We start from the raw sequence: 21,610 nt of genomic DNA, 5'->3' as shown, positions 1-21,610 counted from the left end.
CGTCCTAGCTCCACGCGGACGAAGCCTCAGGCTGTGGCCTCAGGCGGAGACTGTCGTGACCGGCATTGAGGAATCCGGCGCAAAGCCGATCCCGCTCGGTTTCACGCCGGCCATCACCAGTTGCGCCCCGAGCGCGGCCACCATGGCGCCGTTGTCCGTGCACAGCGGCAGCGGCGGCACTGTCAGCCGGATGCCGGCCGCACTGCAGCGTTGTTCGGTGAGCTGGCGCAGCCGCGAGTTGGCGGCGACCCCGCCACCCAGGAGGACCTCCGTGATGCCGTTTTCGCGGCAGGCGAGCACTGCCTTGGCGGTAATGACATCCACCACGGCTTCCTGGAAGGCCGCGGCGATGTCCGCCACGGGCACCTCCTCGCCGCGGGCCTCGAACTGCTCCACGCAGCGGGCGACGGCGGTCTTGAGCCCGCTGAAGGACCAGTCGTAGCGGTGCGGCCCGGGCTCCTCGGCGGTCCCCATGTACTTGGGCTGGGTGAGCCCGCGCGGGAACCGGATGGCTTTGGCGTTGCCCGTGCGCGCGAGCTTGTCGATGGCCGGACCGCCCGGGTAGCCCAGGCCCAGGAGCCGCGCCACCTTGTCATACGCTTCGCCGGCGGCGTCATCGATCGTGGAGCCCAGCAGCCCGACGTCGTCCGTGATGCTCCGGATCCGCAGGATCTCGGTGTGCCCGCCGGAGACCAGGAGCGCGCCCATATTCTCCGGCAGGGCGTGCGGCGTTGTTTGCGGCGACGGCGCGCCGGCGCCCTGTTGCAGGAGCCCGACGCCGACATGCGCCACCAGGTGGTTGATGGCGTAGAGCGGTTTGCCGGTGGCGACGGCGAGCGCCTTGGCCGCGCACACCCCCACCATGAGGGCACCTGCCAGGCCCGGCCCGGAGGTGACGGCGATCGCGTCGATGTCCGCGAGCGTCACTCCCGCCTCCGCGAGGGCCTCCTCGAGGGTGGGGACGAACGCGTCGAGGTGGGCGCGGGAGGCGATCTCGGGGATCACGCCGCCGAAGCGGACGTGTTCGTCCATGGAGGACGAGACGGTGTTCGTCAGCAGGGTGGTTCCCCGGACGATGCCGACGCCGGTTTCGTCGCAGGAGGACTCGATGCCGAGCACGAGCGGCTGGGTGCGGTTCATGGTCGGCCTGCTTCCGTTGGCTGGGGGCTGAGCGGTTCGCGGGGCAGCTGGAGCCGCATGATCAGGGCGTCGACGCCGTCCCGGTAGTAGCGGGGCCGGACGTGGATCTGTTCGAAGCCGAAGCGCAGGTAAAGCTGCTGGGCCCGGGGGTTGTCCGCCCTGACCTCGAGCAGCACGTCCTGGGCGTGCCGGCGCCGGCTTTCCGCGATCAGCTCGGTGAGCAGGGCAGAGCCGATGCCCTTGCCTTCCTGCTCGGGCACCACGGCGATCGTCTGGACGTCCGAGATCGGTTCGATGCACATGAGCCCGGCATAGCCCACGATCCCGCCGTGGACCTCCGCCACGAGGTAGCGGCGGGTATCCACCTGCGCCAGCTCGTCGTGGAACATCTGCAGCGGCCAGGCATCCACGGGAAAGAGCCGGAGTTCCAGGGCGTGGATGGCGGGGATGTCCGCGGCGTCCATGTCCCGCAGGGTGACTCCGCCGGGCAGCCGGACGGCTCGCTCCGCGCTCACAGGGCACGCTTCCGCGGTCCGGGCACCTGGGCGTCGGATTCGCGCAGGTACAGGGGGGTGGAGTCCAGGAGCTGTTCCCCCGCGGAGAGCCGGGCGAGTGCGAACTGGCCGAGCGAGAGGGCCTCCGGCTGGCGGGTGCTGAATTCCGCGACCGCCTTGACGGCGTCGGAGTAGATTCCTGCCCCTGCACCGTACACGGGCAGATCCGGCAGGTCCGCGGCGAATCCCACGTGCGGGCCGTCCTCCAGATGCGGCAGCTGGGCATCGGAGAGGGTGTACCGGGCCCAGTACACTTCCTTGCGGCGCGCATCGGTGGCGACAATGAACTCCGCGGCCGAGTCGGTGGATTCGGCTACTTCCAGGGCGATCGCGTCCAGGCTCATGACGCCGTACAGCGGCTTGCCCCAGACAAAGGCGAGGGTGCGGGCCGTGACGATCCCGGAGCGCAGTCCTGTGAACGGGCCGGGGCCGACGCCGGTGACGATAGCGTCGACGTCGTGCCCGCTGACGCCGGCCTCAGCCAGGAGCCCGTCGATCCCCGGGGCCAGGACCTCCGCGTGGGTGCGCGTGTCCTCGGTGGCGAAGCTGGCGAGCACGGATTCCGGCGCATCATCGGAGACCAGGGCGGCGCTGGCGACAGCTGAGGTGTCGATGGCGAGGATCAGCATCAGGGATTCCGTTCCGGGGTCTGGGGCGTGGTCCCGGGGAGGGGCCTGGCGCCGGGCATAGTCTCGGACAGCGGCTCGGCGCCGGGCAGCGTCTCGGGCAGGGGCTCGACGACGTGCCCGGGCTCGGCGCCGGGCAGCGTCGGCGCTTCAGCCCAGCGCGGACCAAAGCCGCGGATCACGACGGTCCGCGGCTCGTCGTCGTCGTCCGTGTCGAAATCCAGAACGGGACTGGCGCCGGTTTCGGCGGGGGCTTCGGGGGTTTCGGCGGAAGCGGCGGCGCCTCCGCGGGTGCGGTGGAGCTCCACCTCCAGCCGGCTGTCGCTGAGGTGCTCAACCCGGCCGCGACCCCACTCGACCACCGTCACGGAGCTGTCCATGGTGTTTTCAAGATCGATGTCGTCGATTTCAGCGGCCGACTCCAGCCGGTAGGCGTCCACATGCACCAGGTCCGGTCCGCCCGGCCGGGGTCCTCCGGGCAGGTTGGGGTGGATGCGCACCAGGACAAAGGTCGGCGAGATGATGCCGGCCCGCACTCCCAGGCCCTCCCCCAGCCCCTGCGTGAACGTGGTCTTGCCGGCACCCAGTTCGCCGGTCAGGACCAGCAGATCGCCGGTTTCCAGCACGGCGCCGAGGGCCGCGGCGAGCGCATGCGTCTGCGCCGCCGTGTGGACCTCAAGGCTCCGTTCCCACGCGGGCGCGCTCACGGCCGCTCTTCGCCGGTGGAGGGCTCTTCGTTCAGGTAGCGGCGCGGCACGCGGGGGCTGATCCTGGTGACGATCTCGTAGTTGTTTGTACCGGCGGCCTTGGCCCAGTCATCTGCCGTGGGTCCGCCGTCGGCGCCGTCGCCAAACAGCACTGCCTCGGCGCCGAGGATGCTCGGGCCTCCGGCCGCCACGTGGCGGGGTCCGAGGTCGATCACCATCTGGTCCATCGCAATGCGACCCACTACCGGATAGTTCACGCCCTCGACCCGGACGGGGCCGCCGGTGGCGATGCGCGGCACGCCGTCGGCGTAGCCCAGCGGGATGAGCCCGAGGGTGCTGACGCCGTCCGTGCGGTAGTTCAGCCCGTAGGAAACGCCCTGCCCGGCGGGCACGTCCTTGCAGTGCGAGACCACCGTGCGGACCGTCATGGCCGGGCGCAGCCCGAGCTCGGCCGGACTTTGCCCTTCGAAGGGTGACAGCCCGTACAGGCCCAGCCCCACGCGGACGAGGTCAAAGTGGGTGTCCGGCCGGGAGAGGGTGGCCGGGGTGTTGGCGAGGTGGCGGACCTCGGGGTCCACGCCGGCGTCCTGGGCGACGGCGAGGACCTGGCGGAACGCGGCGAGCTGGTCGTCGGTTTCGGGCCGTTCGGGTTCGTCGGCGACGGCCAGGTGGGAGAAGATCCCCACGACCCGGAGCAGGCCCTGGTCCTGGTGTTCCATGGCTTCGCCGACCAGGCTGTCCCAGGCGTCGAGGGTGGCGCCGTTGCGGCCGAGCCCGGTGTCGACCTTCAAGTGGACGCGGGCGGGCCGTTCCTGCTCGCGGGCCGCGGCCACGATCCGGTCCAGTTCCCAGCCCGAGCAGCCGATGTCGATTCCTGCGGCCACTGCGGCGGCGAAGTTGCTGTCCGGGGTGTGCAGCCAGGCCAGCAGCGGCGCCTCGATCCCGGCGGCGCGCAGGGCGAGGGCCTCGGAGATGTGGGCGACGCCAAGCCAGCTGGCCCCCGCGCCGAGGGCCGCGCGGGCCACCTGGACGGCGCCGTGCCCGTAGGCGTCGGCCTTGACCACGGCCATGACCTGCGCGGGTGAGGCCACCGCTGCGATGCGGCGGACGTTGTGCCGGATGGCGTCGAGATCGATTACGGCTGAGCGCTCCTCAGCGTGGGCCGGCACTGCCGCCGAACCGGGCAGGAGATCGCCTGTTGCTGCTTGGTAAGTCACCTAACGATTCTAGGCGCGGCGCTGCGGGCCGAATAATCGGCCGGGCCCGGCCACCGCTGGACATGCCCATTCCTCCCCGCGGGACATGCCCAATCTTCACGCCCAGGGCCGCGCAGAACGGGTCCATGCCCAAGCCCCGGCCCCAGCGGAGGACATGCCCACTGGTGGCACGAATCCGGCCGCACCCCCCACCCCGGGACATGCCCAATCTTCACACCAGAGGCCGCGCGCAACGGGTCCATGCCCACGCCCCGTCCCCTGCGGAGGACATGCCCACTGGTGCCACGAATCCGGCCGCACACCCACCCCGGGACATGCCCAATCTTCACACCCAAGGCCGCGCAGAACGGGTCCATGCCCACGCCCCCGCCCCAGCGGAGGACATGTCCACTGGTGCCATGAATCCGGCTGGACCCCCACCGCGGGATATGCTCATTTTCACGCCCAAGCCCGCGCACAACGGGTCCATGCCCACGCCCCGGCCCCACCGGAGGACATGCCCACTGCTGCCACGAATCCGGCCGCACCCCCACCCCGGGACATGCCCAATCTTCACTCCCGCGGCCGCGCAGAACGGGTCCATGCCCACGAATCCGGCCCCAGCGGAGGACATGTCCACTGGTGCCAGCCACGAAAGCCCAGCCGCGCCCGCCCGTCTACGCGTCGGACTGGTGGGCGATGGTCGCCGTCGCGCGCCGCTGCGCCTCGGGCGGGACGTCGTGCACGATCTCTTCCAGGAAACGGTAGCGGCGAAGCCATTGGCTGCTTTGCCGTTCCTTCCGTGCGTTGGCCCGCTGCCACCAGTCGGCAATGTCGCCCCAGCCGGGCGCGGCCAGCGAGCCGCCCACCTCCTGGACGGCCAGGGCGGCGCACAGATTGGCGAAGCGGAGACGGTCTCCCAGCGGCCAGCCGGCCAGGGATCCGACAATGAAGGCCGCACCGAAGCAGTCACCGGCGCCGGTGGGATCGTAGGCCCGGACCGGCAGGGACGGGACCCACTCCTCCTCCCCCGTTTCCGAATCCACGGCCATGGAACCCTGGGCGCCGAGGGTGACCACCGCCACCGGAACCCGGTCCGCAAGCGAGTACAGGGCGGACCAGGGGTCGTCGCAGCCCGTGAAGTTCATGGCCTCGTGCTGGTTCGGCATGAAAGCGTGGAAATACTTCAGGTGGTCCAGCCGGGTCGAGGACCACGCGCCGGTGGGGTCCCAGCCGACATCGCCGAACAGCTGGACGCCGTTCTTGTGCGCGTCGACAGCCCACGGTTCGAGTTCCTCCCCCAGCTCCGCAACGGCTGCGAGCGCCGGCGGCGGGCATCCAACCAGCTCGGTGGAAGTCACCGGCGCCGGGTGCCCGTGCGTCACCATGGACCGGTCCTTCTCCACGCTCAGGGACACCGTGACGGGCGAATGCCAGCCCGGAACACGCCGGGACAGGGACAGGTCCACGTGTTCCTGGGCGGCCAGAATCTTCCAGTTGTAGTCACCGTAGCCGTCATCGCCGAACACGGCGGCAAGACCGGTCCGCAGTCCCAGCCGGGAGGCGGCGATGGCCTGATTGGCGACGCCCCCGGGGCAGCTGCCCATCCCGTCGCTCCAGATTTCCGTGCCGGGCTGCGGCGCGTGGGGCAGCCCGGTGAAGATGATGTCCTGGAACACGGTCCCGGTCAGGAGCAAGTCGAATCCGTCCGCGGCCGGGCTGCGGACGGCAGAGAGCGGATCAAATCGCCGCGCCGGGGTCGCGTCCATATACGGCACATTACGCCGTACCGCCGTCGAGGGATACCAGGGGAAAGCGGGGCCCAAACCGGCGGCGAACAAGGCGGGGAATAGACTGTCCGCATGCGGCTCACGATCGCCGGCGGGGGCGGCTTCCGCGTCCCCCTGGTCTACCGGGCGCTCTCTGCCGGGCCTTTCGCGGGGCTGGTGCGGGAGCTGGTGCTCTACGACGTCGACCCCGCCAGGCTGGCGGCCATCGAGGCGGTCCTGGCCTCCCTGGCCCGGCAGGGCCCGCCGGGTTCCAGCCCGCCGGGTTCCGGCCCGCAGATCCGTGCCGTGTCCTCGCTCCCCGAGGCCTTGGACGGCGCCGACATGGTCTTCGCCGCCATCCGGCCCGGCGGCACCGCCGGCCGGACCGCCGACGAGCGGATCGCCCTGGACCTCGGACTCCTGGGCCAGGAAACCACCGGCGCCGGCGGGATCTCCTACGCGCTGCGCTCCATTCCGCCGATGCTGCGGCTCGCGGAGGAAATGCGGAGCCGCTGCCCCGGGGCGTGGCTGCTCAACTTCACCAACCCCGCCGGCATGGTCACGGAGGCCCTGGTCCCCGTGCTCGGCCCCAGAGTGATCGGGATTTGCGACTCCGCCAGCGGCCTGGTGCACCGCGCGGCGCGGGCCGCCGGCGTCGCGCTGCCCGAGGGCACGCTCGACGGCGTGGGCTACTACGGCCTGAACCACCTCGGCTGGCTGTACCGGCTGGAGGCCGGGGGCCGGGACGCCCTCCCGGCACTGCTCACGAACCCTGCGGCGCTGTCGGAATTCGAGGAAGGCCGGCTGTTCCCGCCCGGGTTGCTGGCCAGCCTTGGCTGCCTGCCGAATGAATATCTTTTCTACTACTACGACACCGTTCGTGCGGTGGCCGGCATGCGCGCCGCAGGTCAGACCCGGGGGGAATCGATCGCCCGGCAGCAGGCCGAACTCTATCCCCGTCTGGCTGCCGCCGGAGCCGAGGCTTTTGCGCTGTGGGAGGATGCCCGCAGGTCCCGCGAGGAGGGCTACCTCGCGGAGGCCCGCACCTCGGGCGAACGCCGCGACGAGACCGATCTCGCAGGCGGCGGCTACGAGCGGGTGGCGCTGGCGGCCATGCGCGCCCTCTCCGGCGGCGGCCCGGCGGACCTGATCCTCAACACGCGCAACGCCGTCACCACGCCCGGGTCCGCCGGCCCGGAAGCGGCGCCCGCCGGCCCGGAAGCGGGCGGCGCTGGGTCCGGAGCGCAGGTGGTGCCGGTTGTCCCGGGGCTGCCGGCCGACGCCGTCGTCGAAGTTCCGTGCCGGGTGACGCCCGACGGCGCCGAGCCAGTCCCGCAGGACCGCCCGGGACCGGCGCAACTGGAGCTGCTGCGGCGCGTCAAGGACGTCGAACGGCTCGTGGTGGAGGCGGCGACGACCGGCCGGCGGGAGGCGGCCCTCGCCGCGTTCGCCAGGCATCCGCTCGTGGACTCGGATGACCTCGCCGGAAAACTGCTGGCCGGCTATGAAGCAGCCTTCCCGGAACTGGGCCGTCTCTGGCACGGCGGGCCGTAGCTGCCCGTGGGCCTTAACGGCCCGCCAACATCAGCGTCCCGGCGGTCCCGCGGCACCGGGCCGGCTACCCTACAGCTTTCGGTACATCACGTGCAGGCCCACGTACCCCAGTTCAGGGTGGTTGAACGCCTCGGGAATGGTCGCGAGCACCTCGAAGCCCATGGACTTCCACGCTGCCACGGCCCGGACATTGCTTTCCACCACGGCGTTGAACTGCATGGCCCGGAAACCGGCGTCGCGCGCGGCGTCGAGCGAATAGGCGCAGAGGGCCCGGGCCAGTCCGCGGCCGGCCTGGCCCGGGTGGACCATGTAACCTGCGTTGGCCACATGGCTGCCGCCGCCGCCCTGGTTGGGGTGCAGCTCGCCGGTGCCAAGAATCGCGCCGGTGTCGGAGGCAACCGCGACGAATGTCCGGCCCGGCGCCTGCTTGAACCAGCGTGCGCGGGCCTCGTCCTCGGCGGTGTCCCGGTCCCAGGTGAAGGTCTCCCCGGCCCGGACGACGGGTTCCAGGATCGCCCAGATGCCCGGCCAGTCCTCCGGGCGGGCCTCCCGGATGGTCCAGCCGGCTGCAGGTTCTTGTCCTGTCGTTGTGTTCACAGCGGCCACGTTAGCAGCACGCCCCGGTCTGCGAACCGAACGGCCCCGTGAACCGGCCGGCACTTCAGGAGTAATGTTTTATCGACATGCATTGGGCAGAAAAAAATGGGCAGAGGAAAGGGGAACCGTGTCGCTGATCCGCCGCGTCGCTTTCCTTTCCCTGCACACCTCGCCCATGGAACAACCCGGCTCCGGTGACGCCGGCGGCATGAACGTGTACGTCCGGGCGCTGGCCGCCGCCCTCGCCGAAACCGGCGTGGAAGTGGAGATCTTCACCCGGTCCACCTCGGCCACGCAGCCCGCCGTCGAACACCCGTCCCCGGGCGTGTGCGTGCACAACGTCCTCGCCGGCCCGCCCCGTAAGCTGCCCAAGGAGGAGCTCCCGGGGCTGCTGCACAGCATGGTCGCCGAGATCAACCGGATCCGGCTGCTCCAGCCGCACGGCCGGTATGACGTCATCCATTCCCATTACTGGGTCTCCGGGGTGGCCGGGCTGGAGCTCGCGGAGCTGTGGCGGCTGCCCCTCGTCCACACCATGCACACGATGGCGAAGGTCAAGAACCAGCTCCTCGAGTCCGGCGAACAGCCCGAGCCGCGGCGGCGTGAGGACGGCGAGCACCGGATTGTCGACGGCGCGACCCGGCTGATCGCCAATACCGGCACCGAAGCGGCCGAGCTGGTCTCGCACTACAACGCCGACATCGACCACATCGACGTCGCGCCGCCCGGCGTGGACCTGGCCGTCTTCACGCCGGCCTTCAGGAACCGGGCCAGGGCACAGCACGGCATCGCCCCGGGCAAGTTCCATCTGCTGTTCGCAGGCCGTATCCAGCGGCTCAAGGGCCCGCAGATCCTGATCAAGGCGGCGGCGCTCCTGCGCTCCCGGCGCCCGGACATCGACCTGCAGCTGACCATCCTGGGGGCCGTCAGCGGCGCCAAGGACTTCAACCTCAAGACGCTGATCAGCGCCGCCGGAATGGACGACGTCGCCACCCACCACCCGCCGGTGAACGCCCCGGAGCTGGCCGGCTGGTACCGGTCCGCCGACGTCGTGGTGATGCCCTCCTACAGCGAGTCCTTCGGCCTGGTGGCGCTGGAGGCGCAGGCCTGCGGGACGCCGGTCCTCGCCACGAAAGTCGGCGGCCTCTCCCGCGCCGTCCAGGACGGACGGACCGGGATGCTGATCGAGGGCCACAAGGCCAGCGACTGGGCGGACGCCCTCGAGTCGCTCTTCGACGACACCCAAACCCGCACCGACATGGGGCGCGCCGCCGCGATCCATGCCCAGGAGTTCGGCTGGCAACGCACCGCCGCGATTACGCTGGAGAGCTACCACACCGCCGTAAGCCAGTATTTTGGAAGCCTGACCATCCCGGTGGGCCACACACCCTGAACCGGTTCCACCCCCTCCGCCCGCTCCAACCCCGCCCGTCAACACCGGACCGGGACAAACCCGCCGACGCCACGAGCCGAAGGACAACGATGTCTGAGACCACCACTGCCGGGAACAACGTCCCCAGCGACCTGGAAATTGCCCAGCGGGCAGTCATGAAGCCGATCGGGGAGATTGCGGCGGCCGCCGGCATCACCCCGGACGCGCTGGAATTCTACGGACCCTACAAGGCCAAGATCGACCCGGCGAAGCTGACCGTTCCGGCGGGCACCCCCGTGCGCGCGCCCGGCAAGGTGGTGCTGGTCTCCGCGATGTCGCCCACCCCCGCCGGCGAAGGCAAGTCCACCACGACGGTGGGGCTCGCGGATTCCCTGGCCCGGGCCGGGCACAGCGTGATGATCGCACTGCGCGAACCCTCGCTCGGCCCCATCCTGGGCATGAAGGGCGGCGCGACCGGCGGCGGCTACTCCCAGGTGCTGCCGATGGACCAGATCAACCTGCACTTCACGGGCGATTTCCACGCCATCACATCAGCGAACAACGCCCTCATGGCCCTCGTGGACAACCACATCTTCCAGGGCAACGAACTCAACATCGATCCGCGCCGGATGACGTTCAAGCGCGTCCTGGACATGAACGACCGGTCCCTCCGGGAGGTCGTGATCGGCCTCGGCGGGCCCGCCCAGGGCACGCCGCGGCAGGACGGCTTCGACATCACCGTGGCCTCGGAGATCATGGCCGTGTTCTGCCTCGCCACGGACCTGAACGATCTGCGCGACCGGCTCGGCCGGATCACGTTTGGCTACACCTACGACCGCCGGCCAGTGACCGTGGCCGACCTCGGCGTCCAGGGCGCCCTGACCATGCTGCTCAAGGACGCGATCAAACCCAACCTCGTGCAGACCATCGCCGGCACCCCGGCGCTGGTGCACGGCGGGCCCTTCGCCAACATCGCCCACGGCTGCAACTCCCTCATCGCCACGCAGACGGCCCGCCGCCTTGCGGACATCGTCATCACCGAGGCGGGGTTCGGCGCGGACCTCGGCGCCGAAAAGTACATGGACATCAAGTCGCGGATGGCCGACGTCGCCCCGTCCGCCGTCGTCCTCGTGGCCACCGTCCGGGCGCTCAAGATGCACGGCGGCGTGCCGAAAGACCTGCTCAAGGAGCCCAACGTGGAGGCGCTGGCCGCCGGCGTCGCCAATCTGCGGCGCCACATCCGCAACGTCGAGAAGTTCGGCATCACCCCGGTCGTGGCGGTCAACAAATTCGCCACGGACACCGCCGAGGAGCTGGACTGGCTGCTTCAGTGGTGCGCCGCGGAGGGTGTCCAGGCCGCGGTGGCCGATGTCTGGGGCCGCGGCGGTGGCGGCGACGGCGGCGACGAGCTCGCGGCGAAGGTAGCGGCCGCGATCGACGCCCCGCACGGCTTCCGGCACCTGTATCCGCTGGAGATGTCCGTGGAGGACAAGATCCGGACCATCGTGCAGGAGATTTACGGCGCCGACGGCGTGGATTTCTCCGTGCCCGCGCTGAAACGGCTGGCCGAGATCGAGAAGAACGGCTGGTCCGGGATGCCGGTGTGCATGGCGAAGACCCAGTACTCCTTCACCGACGACGCCACCCGCCTCGGCGCGCCCAAGGGCTTCACCATCCACGTCCGGGATCTCATCCCCAAGACCGGCGCGGGCTTCATCGTGGCCCTCACCGGCGCCGTGATGACCATGCCGGGCCTGCCCAAGGTGCCGGCAGCGATGCGGATGGACGTCGACGACGCCGGCAACCCGGTCGGCCTCTTCTAAACCACCTGACGCTCCCTCACCTCCTGCATCCCCCCAACCAACGATCCCTCAGGTCCGGCAACTCCCCAACCGACGCTCCCTCAGGTCCGGCGCGGCGCTTGCGCCTGCCGCCGCGGGCCGATCCGGGACATCTGTGGATAACTCCTGCGCGGCTCTCCAAATAGGTTCAAAATGCCAGCATGGAAAAGCCTACGAAGCTTCCCGGTCCACTCAGCGCAGCACCCTTTACCATCGCGGATGCAAGGTCCTTGGGAGTGCCGAGAACCAGGCTCCGGCACTCCGACGTAATTCACATCAGCCGGGGTCTCTACCGGCCCACGGATTGGGACTTCGAGCTGGAGGCGGCGGCTCGTGCGTTGGCCGCAGCGTCGCCCGGCGCCTGGATCTCCCACGTCACCGCTGCCAGGCTCCGATGCCAGATATTGCCTCCTTGGCTCTCGGACTCGGAGGAGCTACACCTGAGCAAGCCGCGGGCGCTCCCGGAGGTCCGGCGCAAAGGCATTCTCGGACACACGGTTCTTGCGTTGGAGGGCGAGGTCGAGACAGTGGACGGGATCCGGATCAGCACGCGCTCCCGGACGTGGCTCGACCTCGCCCTGCGGTTGAGCATGCCGGAGTTGGTCTGCCTGGGTGATGAGCTGGTGCGGATTCCCCGACTGGGGTTGGAAGGGCGCAGTGATCCCTTTGCGACCATCGATGAGCTGCGTTGGATGGTGGGCCGTCACCCGAACCTGCAGGGAATCGTCCGCGCCCGTGCCGCACTGGACTTGATGCGCGTGGGCTCGGATTCAGCGCCGGAGACGTTGCTGCGGCTGGCGATGTGCGACGCCGGGCTCCCGGAACCGGAACTGCAGCTCCCGCTGCGACCGGACAGTCCTGCCGCGCCGACGGCGGACCTTGGGTATCGCCGTCGGCGGCTGGCGGTTCAGTACGACGGCGGGCACCACCTGCTCCCCGCACAGATCTTCAGCGACCGCCGCCGTGACAAGGCCTTCGAGGCAGCCGGATGGACAGTGCTCGTCCTGACAAAAGATGACCTCGCGGATGGCTTCTCCGGCGCCGTCACCAAGATGAAGCGAATCCTCCGCACCTCATACCTCAGCCCGCCGGCCGCAGCTGGCTTTTCCAGCGCAATCTGAGGCAGCGAGCCGCCGATGTCTGCAAGACGTGAGGGAGGATCGGGTCGGTATCGGCCAAAGGTGAGGGAGCATCCCGGACCCAATCCGAAAACGACGACGCTCCCCCACCATTGGTGAGGGAGCGTCGGGTTGGAACACGCCAAACGTGAGGGAGCGTCCAGAGGCAGGGCGGCAGCGGGGGCGGTTAGCGCTCCAGGTCGCCGCGGATGAAGGCCTCGACCTTTTCACGGGCGAGGTCGTCGTTGAACTGCTCCGGCGGGGACTTCATGAAGTAGCTCGACGCCGAGACCAGCGGGCCGCCGATGCCGCGGTCCAGGCCGATCTTGGCGGCACGGATGGCGTCGATGATCACGCCGGCGGAGTTGGGCGAGTCCCATACTTCGAGCTTGTATTCCAGCGACACCGGGGCGTCGCCGAAGTTGCGGCCCTCAAGGCGGACGAAGGCCCACTTGCGGTCATCGAGCCACTGGACGTAGTCGGACGGGCCGATGTGGACGTCCTTGGCGGCGAGCTCGGCCTCGACGTTGGAGGTGACGGCCTGGGTCTTGGAGATCTTCTTGGACTCCAGGCGGTCGCGCTCGAGCATGTTCTTGAAGTCCATGTTGCCGCCGACGTTCAGCTGGTACGTGCGGTCCAGGGTGACGCCGCGGTCCTCGAACAGCTTGGCCATGACGCGGTGCGTGATGGTGGCACCGATCTGGCTCTTGATGTCATCGCCCACGATCGGCACGCCCGCGGCGATGAACTTGTCCGCCCACTCCTTGGTGCCGGCCAGGAAGACCGGCAGGGCGTTGACGAACGCCACGCCGGCATCGATCGCGCACTGGGCGTAGAACTCGGCGGCCTGCTGGGAGCCGACCGGCAGGTAGCAGACCATGACGTCAACCTGGGCGTCCTTGAGAGCCTGGACGACGTCGACCGGCTCCTCCGGGGACTGCTCGATGGTCTCGAGGTAGTACTTGCCCAGGCCGTCCAGGGTGTGGCCGCGCTGGACCGTGACGCCGGTCGGCGGGACATCGGCGATCTTGATGGTGTTGTTTTCGCTGGCCAGGATGGCGTCGGACAGGTCCTGCCCCACCTTCTTGCCGTCGACGTCGAACGCGGCAACGAACTGGACGTCGCCGACGTGGTACTGGCCGAACTCCACGTGCATCAGGCCCGGGATCGTGGCCTTGGGGTCGGCATCTTTGTAGTACTGGACGCCCTGGACCAGCGAAGCGGCGCAGTTACCTACGCCGACGATTGCAACACGAATCGGATGTGAAGACACGGAACTCCTTTTGAGAAACAAGGGTGACCGGCGCGGCCGCACTCTGAGGTACTGCATCAGTTGTGCGGGCGGCAGGCGGACACGACGCCGTAAGGCGCCCTTAGTAGTCTAGTCAACGCCGCCGGGGCCGCGGTTGTTCCCCGGCGGACCCGGCGCTTCTGTTAACTGCGGTAACTGCGGATGCCTACGACTTCTGGGCCCACAGGTTGATGTCTGATTCGACGGCGAATTCATCGATCGCGTCGATCTCATCAGCCGTGAAATCCAGGTTGTTGATCGCCGACAAGGTGTCCTCAAGCTGCCGGACGCTGGACGCGCCCACCAGTGCGGACGTGACCGACGAGCCCTTGCCCTGATCGCGCAGGATCCAGGCGATGGCCAGCTGCGCGAGCGTCTGCCCGCGGCCCTCGGCGATCCGGTTGAGCCCGCGCACGCGGTCCAGTTTCTCCTCGGTGATCATGGATTCGCCCAGGGACTTGTGCTGGGCGGCCCGGGAGTCGGCCGGAATGCCCTTCAGGTAGCGGTCGGTGAGCATGCCTTGGGCCAGCGGCGAGAACGCGATGGATCCGGCGCCCACCTGCTCCAGCGCCTCGAAGAGGTTGGGGCTGCCGTTCTCGGTCCAGCGGTTGAGCATGGAGTAGCTGGGCTGGTGGATCAGCAGCGGGGTGCCGAGTTCCTTGAGGATCCCCGCGGCCTCGATGGTCTGTTCCGGGGTGTAGGACGAAATGCCTGCGTAGAGCGCCTTGCCGGAGCGCACGGCCTGGTCCAGGGCGCCCATGGTTTCTTCCATCGGCGTTTCGGGGTCCGGGCGGTGGCTGTAGAAGATGTCCACATAGTCCAGGCCCATCCGGCCCAGCGACTGGTCCAGGCTGGCCAGCAGGTACTTGCGGGAGCCAAAGTTGCCGTACGGGCCCGGCCACATGTCGTAGCCGGCCTTGCTGGAGATGATCAGCTCGTCGCGGTACGGCTTGAAGTCGTCCTTGAAGTGGCGGCCGAAGTTGGTCTCGGCGCTGCCATAGGGCGGTCCGTAGTTGTTGGCGAGGTCAAAGTGGGTGACGCCCAGGTCGAAGGCCCGGCGCAGGATGGCGCGCTGGATCTCGAACGGCTTGTCGTCGCCGAAGTTGTGCCACAGGCCCAGTGAGATGGCCGGGAGTTTCAGGCCGCTACGCCCCACGCGGCGGTAGGGCATGGAGTCGTAGCGGGTATCAGCTGCCAAATATGTCATACGTCATATCCTGCCTTAGTGGGTGAGTACCGCGGCGCTGTGGCCGGGTAGATGCAGTGTTGTGGCCGGCGCCGCGCCGCCATGAGCGGGTTCAGCATCGGAAGCCGGGTCCAGCCGGACGCCGTCGTCGGTTGCCAGGGCCAGGGCCGCCCCGCGGACCGGGACCCGCCGCGCCTCGGCGGAAAAGTTCATCGCCACCTCGGTGCGGCCGCGGCGCAGCAGCAGCCAGCCCTCGTCCTCGCTGACGTCGACGGCGGTGTCCTCGAAACCGGGTTCCGTCAGGTCCGGCGTGGTGCGGCGCAGCGCGATGAGCGCCCGGTACAGCTCCAGGAGGCGGGCGTGGTCCCCTCCCGAGGCCTCGGCCCAGTCCAGCTTGGACCGGGTGAAGGTCTCCGGATCCTGCGGGTCGGGGACGACGGCGGGGTCCCAGCCCATGCGCTCGAACTCCCTGATCCGGCCCTCGGCCGTCGCCTTGCCCAGCTCCGGTTCCGGGTGGGAGGTGAAGAACTGCCACGGGGTGGTGGCCCCGTATTCCTCGCCCATGAACAGCATGGGCGTGAACGGCGAAGTCAGGGTGACGACGGCGGCGAGCGCGAGCGGCCCGTAGCCCAAGGTCTGGGACAGCCTGTCTCCGGTGGCACGGTTGCCGATCTGGTCGTGGTTCTGGCTGCACACCACCAGCGCGGCCGGGTGGACCTGGGCCGGGTCGATGGGCCGGCCGTGGTGGCGGGCGCGGAAGCTGGAGTAGCTGCCGTCGTGGAAGAACCCGCGCTCCAGGACCTTGGCCAGAGCCCCGATCGAGTCGAAGTCGGCGTAGTAGCCGGTGGTTTCGCCGCTGACGTTGACGTGGACGGCGTGGTGGAAGTCATCGCTCCACTGCCCGGCCAGCCCGTACCCGTTGGTGTCCCGCGGGTAGAGCAGGCGCGGGTTGTTCAGGTCCGATTCCGCGATCATCGTGGCCGGACGTCCGGTCTCGGCGGCTATTTCGTCGGCGAGGGCGCCGAAGTCCTCCAGCAGGTGCACGGCGCGCTCGTCCTTGAAGGCGTGCACGGCGTCCAGGCGCAGGCCGTCCACGTGGTAATCGCGCAGCCACATCGCGGCGTTGTCCAGGATGTAGCGGCGCACCTCGTCCGACTCCGGGCCGTCAAGGTTAACCGAGTCGCCCCAGGTGTTGCCCTCCCCCGATTTCAGGTAGGGCCCGAACCGGGGAAGATAGTTGCCGCTGGGGCCGAGGTGGTTGTAGACGACGTCCTGGATGACGCCCAGGCCGGCGGCGTGGGCGGCGTCCACGAAGCGCTGGTACGCGGCGGGTCCGCCGTAGCCTTCGTGCACGGCGTACCAGAGGACACCGTCGTAGCCCCAGTTGTGGGTGCCGTTGAACCCGTTGACCGGCAGCAGCTCGACGAAGTCGATGCCCAGCTCCGCCAGGTACGACAGCTTCCCTACCGCGGCGTCCAGTGTTCCCTCCGGCGTGAACGTGCCCACATGGAGTTCGTAGATGACGGCGCCCTTGAGCTCCCGCCCCGCCCACTGGCCGTCAGCCCACTGGTATTCTCCGGCGTCGAACGTGCGGGAGAGCGCGTGCACGCCCGCGGGCTGGCGGCGGGACCGCGGGTCCGGCAGCGGGGTGGGATCCCCGTCCACCAGGTAGCCGTAGTCCACGTCCCCGGCGGCGGGCGCCCCGGCGGCGGTCCACCAGCCGGGTGCCTCCGTGCCGCGGCGGGTCATGTCGTACTTCCGGCCGTCAGCGAGGAGCGTGACGTCCTGCGCTTCCGGTGCCCAGAGATCGAAGCGGTCGCTTCCGTGTGCAGGCAAGGTCATGGCATTCTTCCGTTCCCCATGTCGGTACTTTTCCCCATATCGAAGGACTGCTTAGGCGGTGGGCACCAGGAGGGCCACGGGGTAGTCCCGCAGGATCTCCCCCACCGCCACGGTGCCCGGACCGTGTGTGGCACCGGTCAGTTCATCGGCCATGGCCGCGGCGAGCTCGACGGTCGTGTCCTGCCAGCCGCCGCGCTGCTCCAGGCCGCGGGGCAGCCGGGTGGCGAGCGTCAGCGCGCCCGGGGCTGCGGGAGTCCCGCGGTCAAAGGCGAGCAGGTGCGCAGCGGCGGAGCCCGTGGCGGTGACCGGGGCGTACCCGGTGAACAGCTCCGGCCGGTCCCGGCGCAGCCGCAGGGCCCGCGAGGTGACGAGGAGTTTCGCTGCCTCGTCCAGGAACGACGCCGGACGCTCACCGGCGTCGAGCGCGGCGAGGGCGCGCCGGCGGGCACCGAAGTCGAACGGCCGCCGGTTGTCCGGATCGGTCAGCGAGCGGTCCCAGAATTCGGTGCCCTGGTACACGTCCGGCACCCCGGGCATGGTGAGCTGCACGAGCTTGGCGCCCAGAGAATTGGCGGCCCCGTAGGGCTCCAGCAGGGCCACGAGGGACTCCAGTTCGGCGGTCACCTCCGGGGTGTCGAAGGCGGCGTCGACGGCGGCTGCAAGTTTCGCCTCAAAGGCCTCGTCCGGATCGATCCAGTTGGTCGAGTTTCCGGCCTCCCGGGCGGCTTTTTGCGCGTAGGACTGCAGCCGGTCCCGGTCTGCGGGCCAGACGCCTGCTAGGGCCTGCCACAGCAGGTTGGCCAGCGGGCCGTCCGGCAGCGGCGCCAGCTTCTGCAGCCGCTGCAGGGATGCCTGCCATTCCGGTGCGAGCTCGGCCAGGACCGAGATCCGGGCCCGGGTGTCCTCGCTGCGCTTGGTGTCGTGGGTGCTGAGGGTGGTCATGGACAATGGCAGCTCGGCCTGGCGCCGGGCCATCCGGGTGTGGAATTCCTCCGGTGCCACGGCGAACTCGGTGGGGTCGGCGCCGACTTCGGTCAGGGTGCCCAGCCGGGTGTAGCGGAAGAACGCGGTGTCTTCCACGCCCTTGGCCATGACCATCCCGGAGGTCTGCTGGAAGCGCATGCCCAGTTCTGCGGAGGGGGCTGCCTGCGCGTCGAGCAGCAGCGGCAGCAGCACGCCGACGGCGCCTTCCAGTTCGGGGCGGCGGCGGACCGCGAGTTCGCATGCCTCCCTCAGGACGTCAGCACCCTCCGGAAGATAGCTGCGGTAGACCGGGAACGCGGCGATGATCTCGGACAGTGCGTCCGCCGCGGCTTCCTGGCCCAGTCCTGCGGCGGCAGGGACCAGCCGTGCCAGCCGGAGCATCTCCGAGTGCAGGATTCCGTCCGTGATCCGGCGTTTGGTGCCGCGGATCATGTCCTCGTAGTCGGCAGCGCCGCCGCGCAGTTCGGCGTCGAGCGCGTCAAGCGGGGCCTGGCCCGCGGCGTCGACGAACACCCGGTCCACGTCAGCGAGGGCGTCGTAGCCGGTGGTGCCCTCGCACTCGAAGCCGGCCGGCAGGGCCTCGCCCGGCTCCAGGATCTTCTCGATCAGCAGGTAGCTGCCGCCCGTGGCCTCCCGCAGCCGGTGCAGGTATCCCTCCGGATCGGCGAGGCCGTCCGGGTGGTCGATCCGCAGCCCGTCGACGAGCCCCTCCCGGAACCAGCGCACAACCTCCGCGTGGGCTTCATCGAAGACCTCGGGGATCTCCACCCGGATCCCGGCCAGGCTGTTGACGGCAAAGAACCGGCGGTAGTTCAGGTCCGTGTCGGCCCGGCGCCAGCCGATCAGTTCGTAGTGCTGACGGTCGTGGACCTCGCGGGGATCGTCGGCAGTCGAGTCACCTGCGGTATACGTGCCCTCTGCAAGCGGAAAGCGGTGGTCGTAGTAGCGCAGTTCCCCGTCCTTGATTTCCAGCGCGTCGACGTCGGAGTCGTCCCCCAGCACCGGGATCCGCACCCGGCCGCCGCCGAAGTCCCAGTCGACGTCGAACGCCTGCGCGTAGCGGGACTGCTGCCCCTCCTTCAGGAGCGACCACCACCACGGGTTCTGGGCCGGGGTCGCGACGCCGACGTGGTTGGGCACGATATCGACCAGCACACCCATGCCGGCCTCCCGCGCGGCGGCCGACGCCGCCAGCAGGCCGTCCGCGCCGCCCCGGTCCGGATCAATGGCGGAGGGATCGGTGACGTCGTAGCCGTGGTCCGAGCCGCGCTCCGCCGTGAGGATCGGCGAGAGGTAGATCCAGTCCACGCCCAGCGACTTCAGGTACGGCACGGTCTGCGCGGCGTCCTGCAGCGTAAACCCGGGCCGGATCTGCAGCCGGTACGTCGAGACGGGGGTTCTCATTTAGCCCGGCCCTTCGGGGTCTTCGGCTTGTCGGCCCCCGCCTTTTTCGAGCCGGAGGCTTTCGTCGAGCCCTTGGAGGCGCCGGTTGCCGGGGCCTCCGGAGCCGGGGCCTCCGGTGCCGGGTCCGCCGGAGCCGGCGCCGCCGGTGCCGGGTCCGCCGGAGTTTCCGGTGCCGGGACCGCGGAACCTGCATCCGCCGAATCCTCGTGCTCGGCCATCGCGGCGAGGGAGGCTGCCGCGGAGTAGTCCACTTCCACCTCGGGGCCGGAGTGGGCCCGGAGCACCACCATCGACTTTGCCGCCAGCTTCAGCACGGACCCGGCTTTCAGCGGGGCCTCAGTGTCCGCCTGGTCCGCGGTGTCCACCAGCACGTCCCAGAACCGTGAGTATTCCTCGGCCGGCAGGGCGAAGTCCACGTCGCCGTCGTGGGCGTTGAAGCCGAGCAGGAAACTGTCGTCGGTGATCCGGCGTCCGCGGGAGTCCTGTTCCTGGATGCCGTGGCCGTTGTAGAACACGCCGATGGTCCGGCCGAAGCCGCTGCCCCAGTCCTCCGGGAGCATTCCGGTGCCGTCGGTCTTCAGCCAGACGATGTCCGGCAGTTTCTCGCCCTCACCGCGGACCACCGGGCGGCCGTCGAAGAAGCGGCTGCGGCGGAACGTCGGGTGGTCGTGCCGGATCTTGTTGACGACGGCGGTGAACTCCACCAGCGGCTGGTCCATCGCGTCCCAGTGGATCCAGCTCAGCTCGGAGTCCTGGCAGTAGGTGTTGTTGTTGCCCTGCTGGGTGCGGCCGAGCTCGTCGCCGTGCAGGAGCATCGGGACGCCCTGCGAGAGCAGCAAGGTGGCGATGAAGTTGCGCTGCTGGCGGGCACGGAGGGTCAGGACCTGGTCGTTGTCCGTGTCCCCTTCCTCGCCGCAGTTCCAGGAGCGGTTGTGGGATTCGCCGTCGTTGTTGCCTTCGCCGTTGGCGTCGTTGTGCTTCTCGTTGTAGGACACGAGGTCGCGCATGGTAAAGCCGTCGTGCGCCGTGACGAAGTTGATCGAGGCCACCGGGCGCCGGGCGGAGCTTTCGTAGAGGTCCGCGGAACCGGTCAGGCGGGAGGCGAATTCGCCCAGGGTCGAGGGCTCGCCGCGCCAGAAGTCGCGGACCGTGTCGCGGTATTTGCCGTTCCACTCGGTCCACTGGGGCGGGAAGTTGCCCACCTGGTAGCCGCCCGGGCCGATGTCCCACGGCTCGGCGATCAGCTTCACCTGCGACACGATCGGGTCCTGCTGGATGAGTTCGAAGAAGGTGGACAGCTTGTCCACGTCGTAGAACTCGCGGGCCAGGGTGGAGGCGAGGTCGAAGCGGAAGCCGTCGACGTGCATTTCCGTCACCCAGTAGCGCAGGGAGTCCATCAGCAGCTGAAGGGAGTGCGGGTGCCGGACGTTGAGGGAGTTACCGGTGCCGGTGTAGTCCATGTAGTGCTTCTGGTCATCGTCCACCAGCCGGTAGTAGGCCTGGTTGTCGATGCCCTTGAAGGACAGCGTGGGGCCGAGGTGGTTGCCTTCAGCGGTGTGGTTGTACACCACGTCCAGGATCACTTCGATGCCGGCCTTGTGCAGCTCGCGGACCATGGCCTTGAATTCCTGCACCTGGTGCCCGACGTCGCCGGAGGAGCTGTAGGTGTTTTGCGGGGCGAAGAAGCCGATGGTGTTGTAGCCCCAGTAGTTGTTGAGGCCCTTCTCCTCGAGCGTGCCGTCGTTGACGAACTGGTGGACGGGCATGAGCTCGATCGCGGTGACGCCGAGCTTCTTCAGGTGCTCAATCACGGCCGGGTGGGACACGCCGGCATAGGTGCCGCGCTGCTCTTCGGGAATTTCCGGGTGGAGCTCGGTCAGGCCCTTGACGTGCGCCTCGTAGATGACCGACTGGTGGTAGGGGATCCGCAGCTGGCGGTCGCCGTCCCACTCGAAGAACGGGTTGATGACGACGCCGTGCATGGTGTGCGGGGCCGAGTCGCTGTCATTGCGCGAGTCGGGGTCGCCGAATTCGTAGGTGAAGAGCGCCGGGTCCCAGTCGATCTGGCCCTGGACGGCCTTGGCGTAGGGGTCCATCAGCAGCTTGTTCGGGTTGAAGCGGTTGCCGTGTTCGGGTTCGTACGGGCCGTGGACCCGGTAGCCGTACTTCTGTCCGGGCTGGACCTGCGGCAGGTAGCAGTGCCACACGTAGCCGTCCACTTCGGTCAGTTCGATCCGGGTTTCGGTGAGGTCGTCAGCGAGGAGGCACAGTTCCACCCGCTCGGCACGCTCGCTGAACAGGGCAAAGTTGGTGCCAGTGCCGTCAAAAGTGGCTCCCAGCGGGTAAGCCGATCCGGGCCAGACTTCCATGTGTACTCCTCGTGCGGAACGAATATTCTCTAGACAGACTACTTGTAAGTAGGGTTAGTA

General features: G+C 69.2%; 16 protein-coding genes. 4 read left to right on the top strand and 12 right to left on the bottom strand.

The window, feature by feature from the left end; translation table 11 throughout:
• Nucleotides 1-39 precede the first annotated feature (39 nt).
• The 6 genes from tsaD to AC1DFR_RS06775 form a co-directional block, all read right to left on the bottom strand.
• On the bottom strand, nt 40-1,140 hold the full coding sequence (gene tsaD, locus AC1DFR_RS06800) for a tRNA (adenosine(37)-N6)-threonylcarbamoyltransferase complex transferase subunit TsaD (protein ID WP_476873022.1): 1,101 nt from the start codon (nt 1,138-1,140) through the stop codon (nt 40-42).
• On the bottom strand, nt 1,137-1,604 hold the full coding sequence (gene rimI, locus AC1DFR_RS06795; protein WP_079550539.1) for a ribosomal protein S18-alanine N-acetyltransferase: 468 nt from the start codon (nt 1,602-1,604) through the stop codon (nt 1,137-1,139). Before rimI ends, tsaD begins: the two co-directional genes overlap by 4 nt.
• Before the next feature lie 47 nt (nt 1,605-1,651).
• Nucleotides 1,652-2,323, bottom strand: coding sequence for a tRNA (adenosine(37)-N6)-threonylcarbamoyltransferase complex dimerization subunit type 1 TsaB (gene tsaB / locus AC1DFR_RS06790; RefSeq protein ID WP_028275754.1), 672 nt, complete (start codon nt 2,321-2,323; stop codon nt 1,652-1,654).
• Entirely contained in the window at nt 2,323-3,027 is a 705-nt protein-coding gene (gene tsaE, locus AC1DFR_RS06785) for a tRNA (adenosine(37)-N6)-threonylcarbamoyltransferase complex ATPase subunit type 1 TsaE (RefSeq protein ID WP_476873021.1), read from the bottom strand. The genes tsaB and tsaE overlap by 1 nt, the downstream gene beginning before the upstream one ends.
• Nucleotides 3,024-4,244 (bottom strand): alanine racemase, encoded by a 1,221-nt coding sequence (gene alr, locus AC1DFR_RS06780; RefSeq protein WP_476873020.1) that lies wholly within the window; start codon nt 4,242-4,244, stop codon nt 3,024-3,026. Before alr ends, tsaE begins: the two co-directional genes overlap by 4 nt.
• A 656-nt stretch (nt 4,245-4,900) precedes the next feature.
• Nucleotides 4,901-5,992, bottom strand: coding sequence for a carbohydrate kinase family protein (locus AC1DFR_RS06775; RefSeq protein WP_476850291.1), 1,092 nt, complete (start codon nt 5,990-5,992; stop codon nt 4,901-4,903).
• A gap of 93 nt (nt 5,993-6,085) precedes the next feature.
• On the opposite strand from AC1DFR_RS06775, the gene AC1DFR_RS06770 reads away from it, so the two are divergent.
• Nucleotides 6,086-7,546, top strand: a complete 1,461-nt coding sequence (locus tag AC1DFR_RS06770) for a family 4 glycosyl hydrolase (protein ID WP_476873019.1) — start codon at nt 6,086-6,088, stop codon at nt 7,544-7,546.
• Between the two features lie 69 nt (nt 7,547-7,615).
• On the opposite strand, the gene AC1DFR_RS06765 is transcribed toward AC1DFR_RS06770, so the two are convergent.
• A complete protein-coding gene (locus AC1DFR_RS06765) occupies nt 7,616-8,143 on the bottom strand; it encodes an N-acetyltransferase family protein (RefSeq protein ID WP_476855721.1) in 528 nt (175 codons plus the stop codon).
• A 127-nt stretch (nt 8,144-8,270) separates the two neighbouring features.
• Here AC1DFR_RS06765 and mshA point away from each other — a divergent pair, with 127 nt between their 5' ends.
• The 3 genes from mshA to AC1DFR_RS06750 all read left to right on the top strand — a co-directional run bounded on the left by mshA (nt 8,271) and on the right by AC1DFR_RS06750 (nt 12,477).
• Nucleotides 8,271-9,536 carry a D-inositol-3-phosphate glycosyltransferase gene (gene mshA / locus AC1DFR_RS06760; protein ID WP_476855720.1) on the top strand — a complete coding sequence of 422 codons (1,266 nt, stop codon included), beginning with the start codon at nt 8,271-8,273 and terminating at the stop codon, nt 9,534-9,536.
• An 89-nt stretch (nt 9,537-9,625) separates the two neighbouring features.
• The gene (locus AC1DFR_RS06755) at nt 9,626-11,338 is read left to right on the top strand and encodes a formate--tetrahydrofolate ligase (protein ID WP_476873018.1); all 1,713 of its coding nucleotides are present in this window, start codon (nt 9,626-9,628) and stop codon (nt 11,336-11,338) included.
• 179 nt (nt 11,339-11,517) lie between these two features.
• Nucleotides 11,518-12,477 (top strand): hypothetical protein, encoded by a 960-nt coding sequence (locus AC1DFR_RS06750; protein WP_476873017.1) that lies wholly within the window; start codon nt 11,518-11,520, stop codon nt 12,475-12,477.
• Between the two features lie 184 nt (nt 12,478-12,661).
• On the opposite strand, the gene AC1DFR_RS06745 is transcribed toward AC1DFR_RS06750, so the two are convergent.
• The 5 genes from AC1DFR_RS06745 to glgX form a co-directional block, all read right to left on the bottom strand.
• Complete coding sequence (locus tag AC1DFR_RS06745; RefSeq protein ID WP_476850285.1) at nt 12,662-13,747, bottom strand: inositol-3-phosphate synthase; 1,086 nt, start codon at nt 13,745-13,747, stop codon at nt 12,662-12,664.
• A 184-nt stretch (nt 13,748-13,931) separates the two neighbouring features.
• On the bottom strand, nt 13,932-14,972 hold the full coding sequence (gene mgrA, locus AC1DFR_RS06740; RefSeq protein ID WP_476850284.1) for an L-glyceraldehyde 3-phosphate reductase: 1,041 nt from the start codon (nt 14,970-14,972) through the stop codon (nt 13,932-13,934).
• A 15-nt stretch (nt 14,973-14,987) separates the two neighbouring features.
• Nucleotides 14,988-16,793: a malto-oligosyltrehalose trehalohydrolase gene (treZ, locus tag AC1DFR_RS06735; RefSeq protein WP_476873016.1), complete on the bottom strand. Its 1,806-nt coding sequence runs from the start codon at nt 16,791-16,793 to the stop codon at nt 14,988-14,990.
• Between the two features lie 51 nt (nt 16,794-16,844).
• Nucleotides 16,845-19,181 carry a malto-oligosyltrehalose synthase gene (treY, locus tag AC1DFR_RS06730; RefSeq protein WP_476873015.1) on the bottom strand — a complete coding sequence of 779 codons (2,337 nt, stop codon included), beginning with the start codon at nt 19,179-19,181 and terminating at the stop codon, nt 16,845-16,847.
• Nucleotides 19,178-21,550, bottom strand: coding sequence for a glycogen debranching protein GlgX (gene glgX / locus AC1DFR_RS06725; protein ID WP_476873014.1), 2,373 nt, complete (start codon nt 21,548-21,550; stop codon nt 19,178-19,180). The genes treY and glgX overlap by 4 nt, the downstream gene beginning before the upstream one ends.
• Between the last annotated feature and the right edge of the window lie 60 nt (nt 21,551-21,610).

It is taken from the genome of Arthrobacter sp. 05T410, from assembly GCF_056396505.1.
The sequence above is the reverse complement of the archived record's forward strand: the minus strand, read 5'-3'. Positions and strand labels throughout refer to the sequence as shown.

Bases quoted from the DNA above. Each gene is read 5' to 3' on its own strand.
- tsaD (WP_476873022.1), bottom strand. From the start codon at position 1,140: ATGAACCGCACCCAGCCGCTCGTGCTCGGCATCGAGTCCTCCTGCGAC.
- treZ (WP_476873016.1), bottom strand. From the start codon at position 16,793: ATGACCTTGCCTGCACACGGAAGCGACCGCTTCGATCTCTGGGCACCG.
- rimI (WP_079550539.1), bottom strand. From the start codon at position 1,604: ATGGACGCCGCGGACATCCCCGCCATCCACGCCCTGGAACTCCGGCTC.
- mgrA (WP_476850284.1), bottom strand. From the start codon at position 14,972: ATGACATATTTGGCAGCTGATACCCGCTACGACTCCATGCCCTACCGC.
- AC1DFR_RS06770 (WP_476873019.1), top strand. From the start codon at position 6,086: ATGCGGCTCACGATCGCCGGCGGGGGCGGCTTCCGCGTCCCCCTGGTC.
- treY (WP_476873015.1), bottom strand. From the start codon at position 19,181: ATGAGAACCCCCGTCTCGACGTACCGGCTGCAGATCCGGCCCGGGTTT.
- AC1DFR_RS06750 (WP_476873017.1), top strand. From the start codon at position 11,518: ATGGAAAAGCCTACGAAGCTTCCCGGTCCACTCAGCGCAGCACCCTTT.
- AC1DFR_RS06775 (WP_476850291.1), bottom strand. From the start codon at position 5,992: ATGGACGCGACCCCGGCGCGGCGATTTGATCCGCTCTCTGCCGTCCGC.
- glgX (WP_476873014.1), bottom strand. From the start codon at position 21,550: ATGGAAGTCTGGCCCGGATCGGCTTACCCGCTGGGAGCCACTTTTGAC.
- AC1DFR_RS06755 (WP_476873018.1), top strand. From the start codon at position 9,626: ATGTCTGAGACCACCACTGCCGGGAACAACGTCCCCAGCGACCTGGAA.
- tsaB (WP_028275754.1), bottom strand. From the start codon at position 2,323: ATGCTGATCCTCGCCATCGACACCTCAGCTGTCGCCAGCGCCGCCCTG.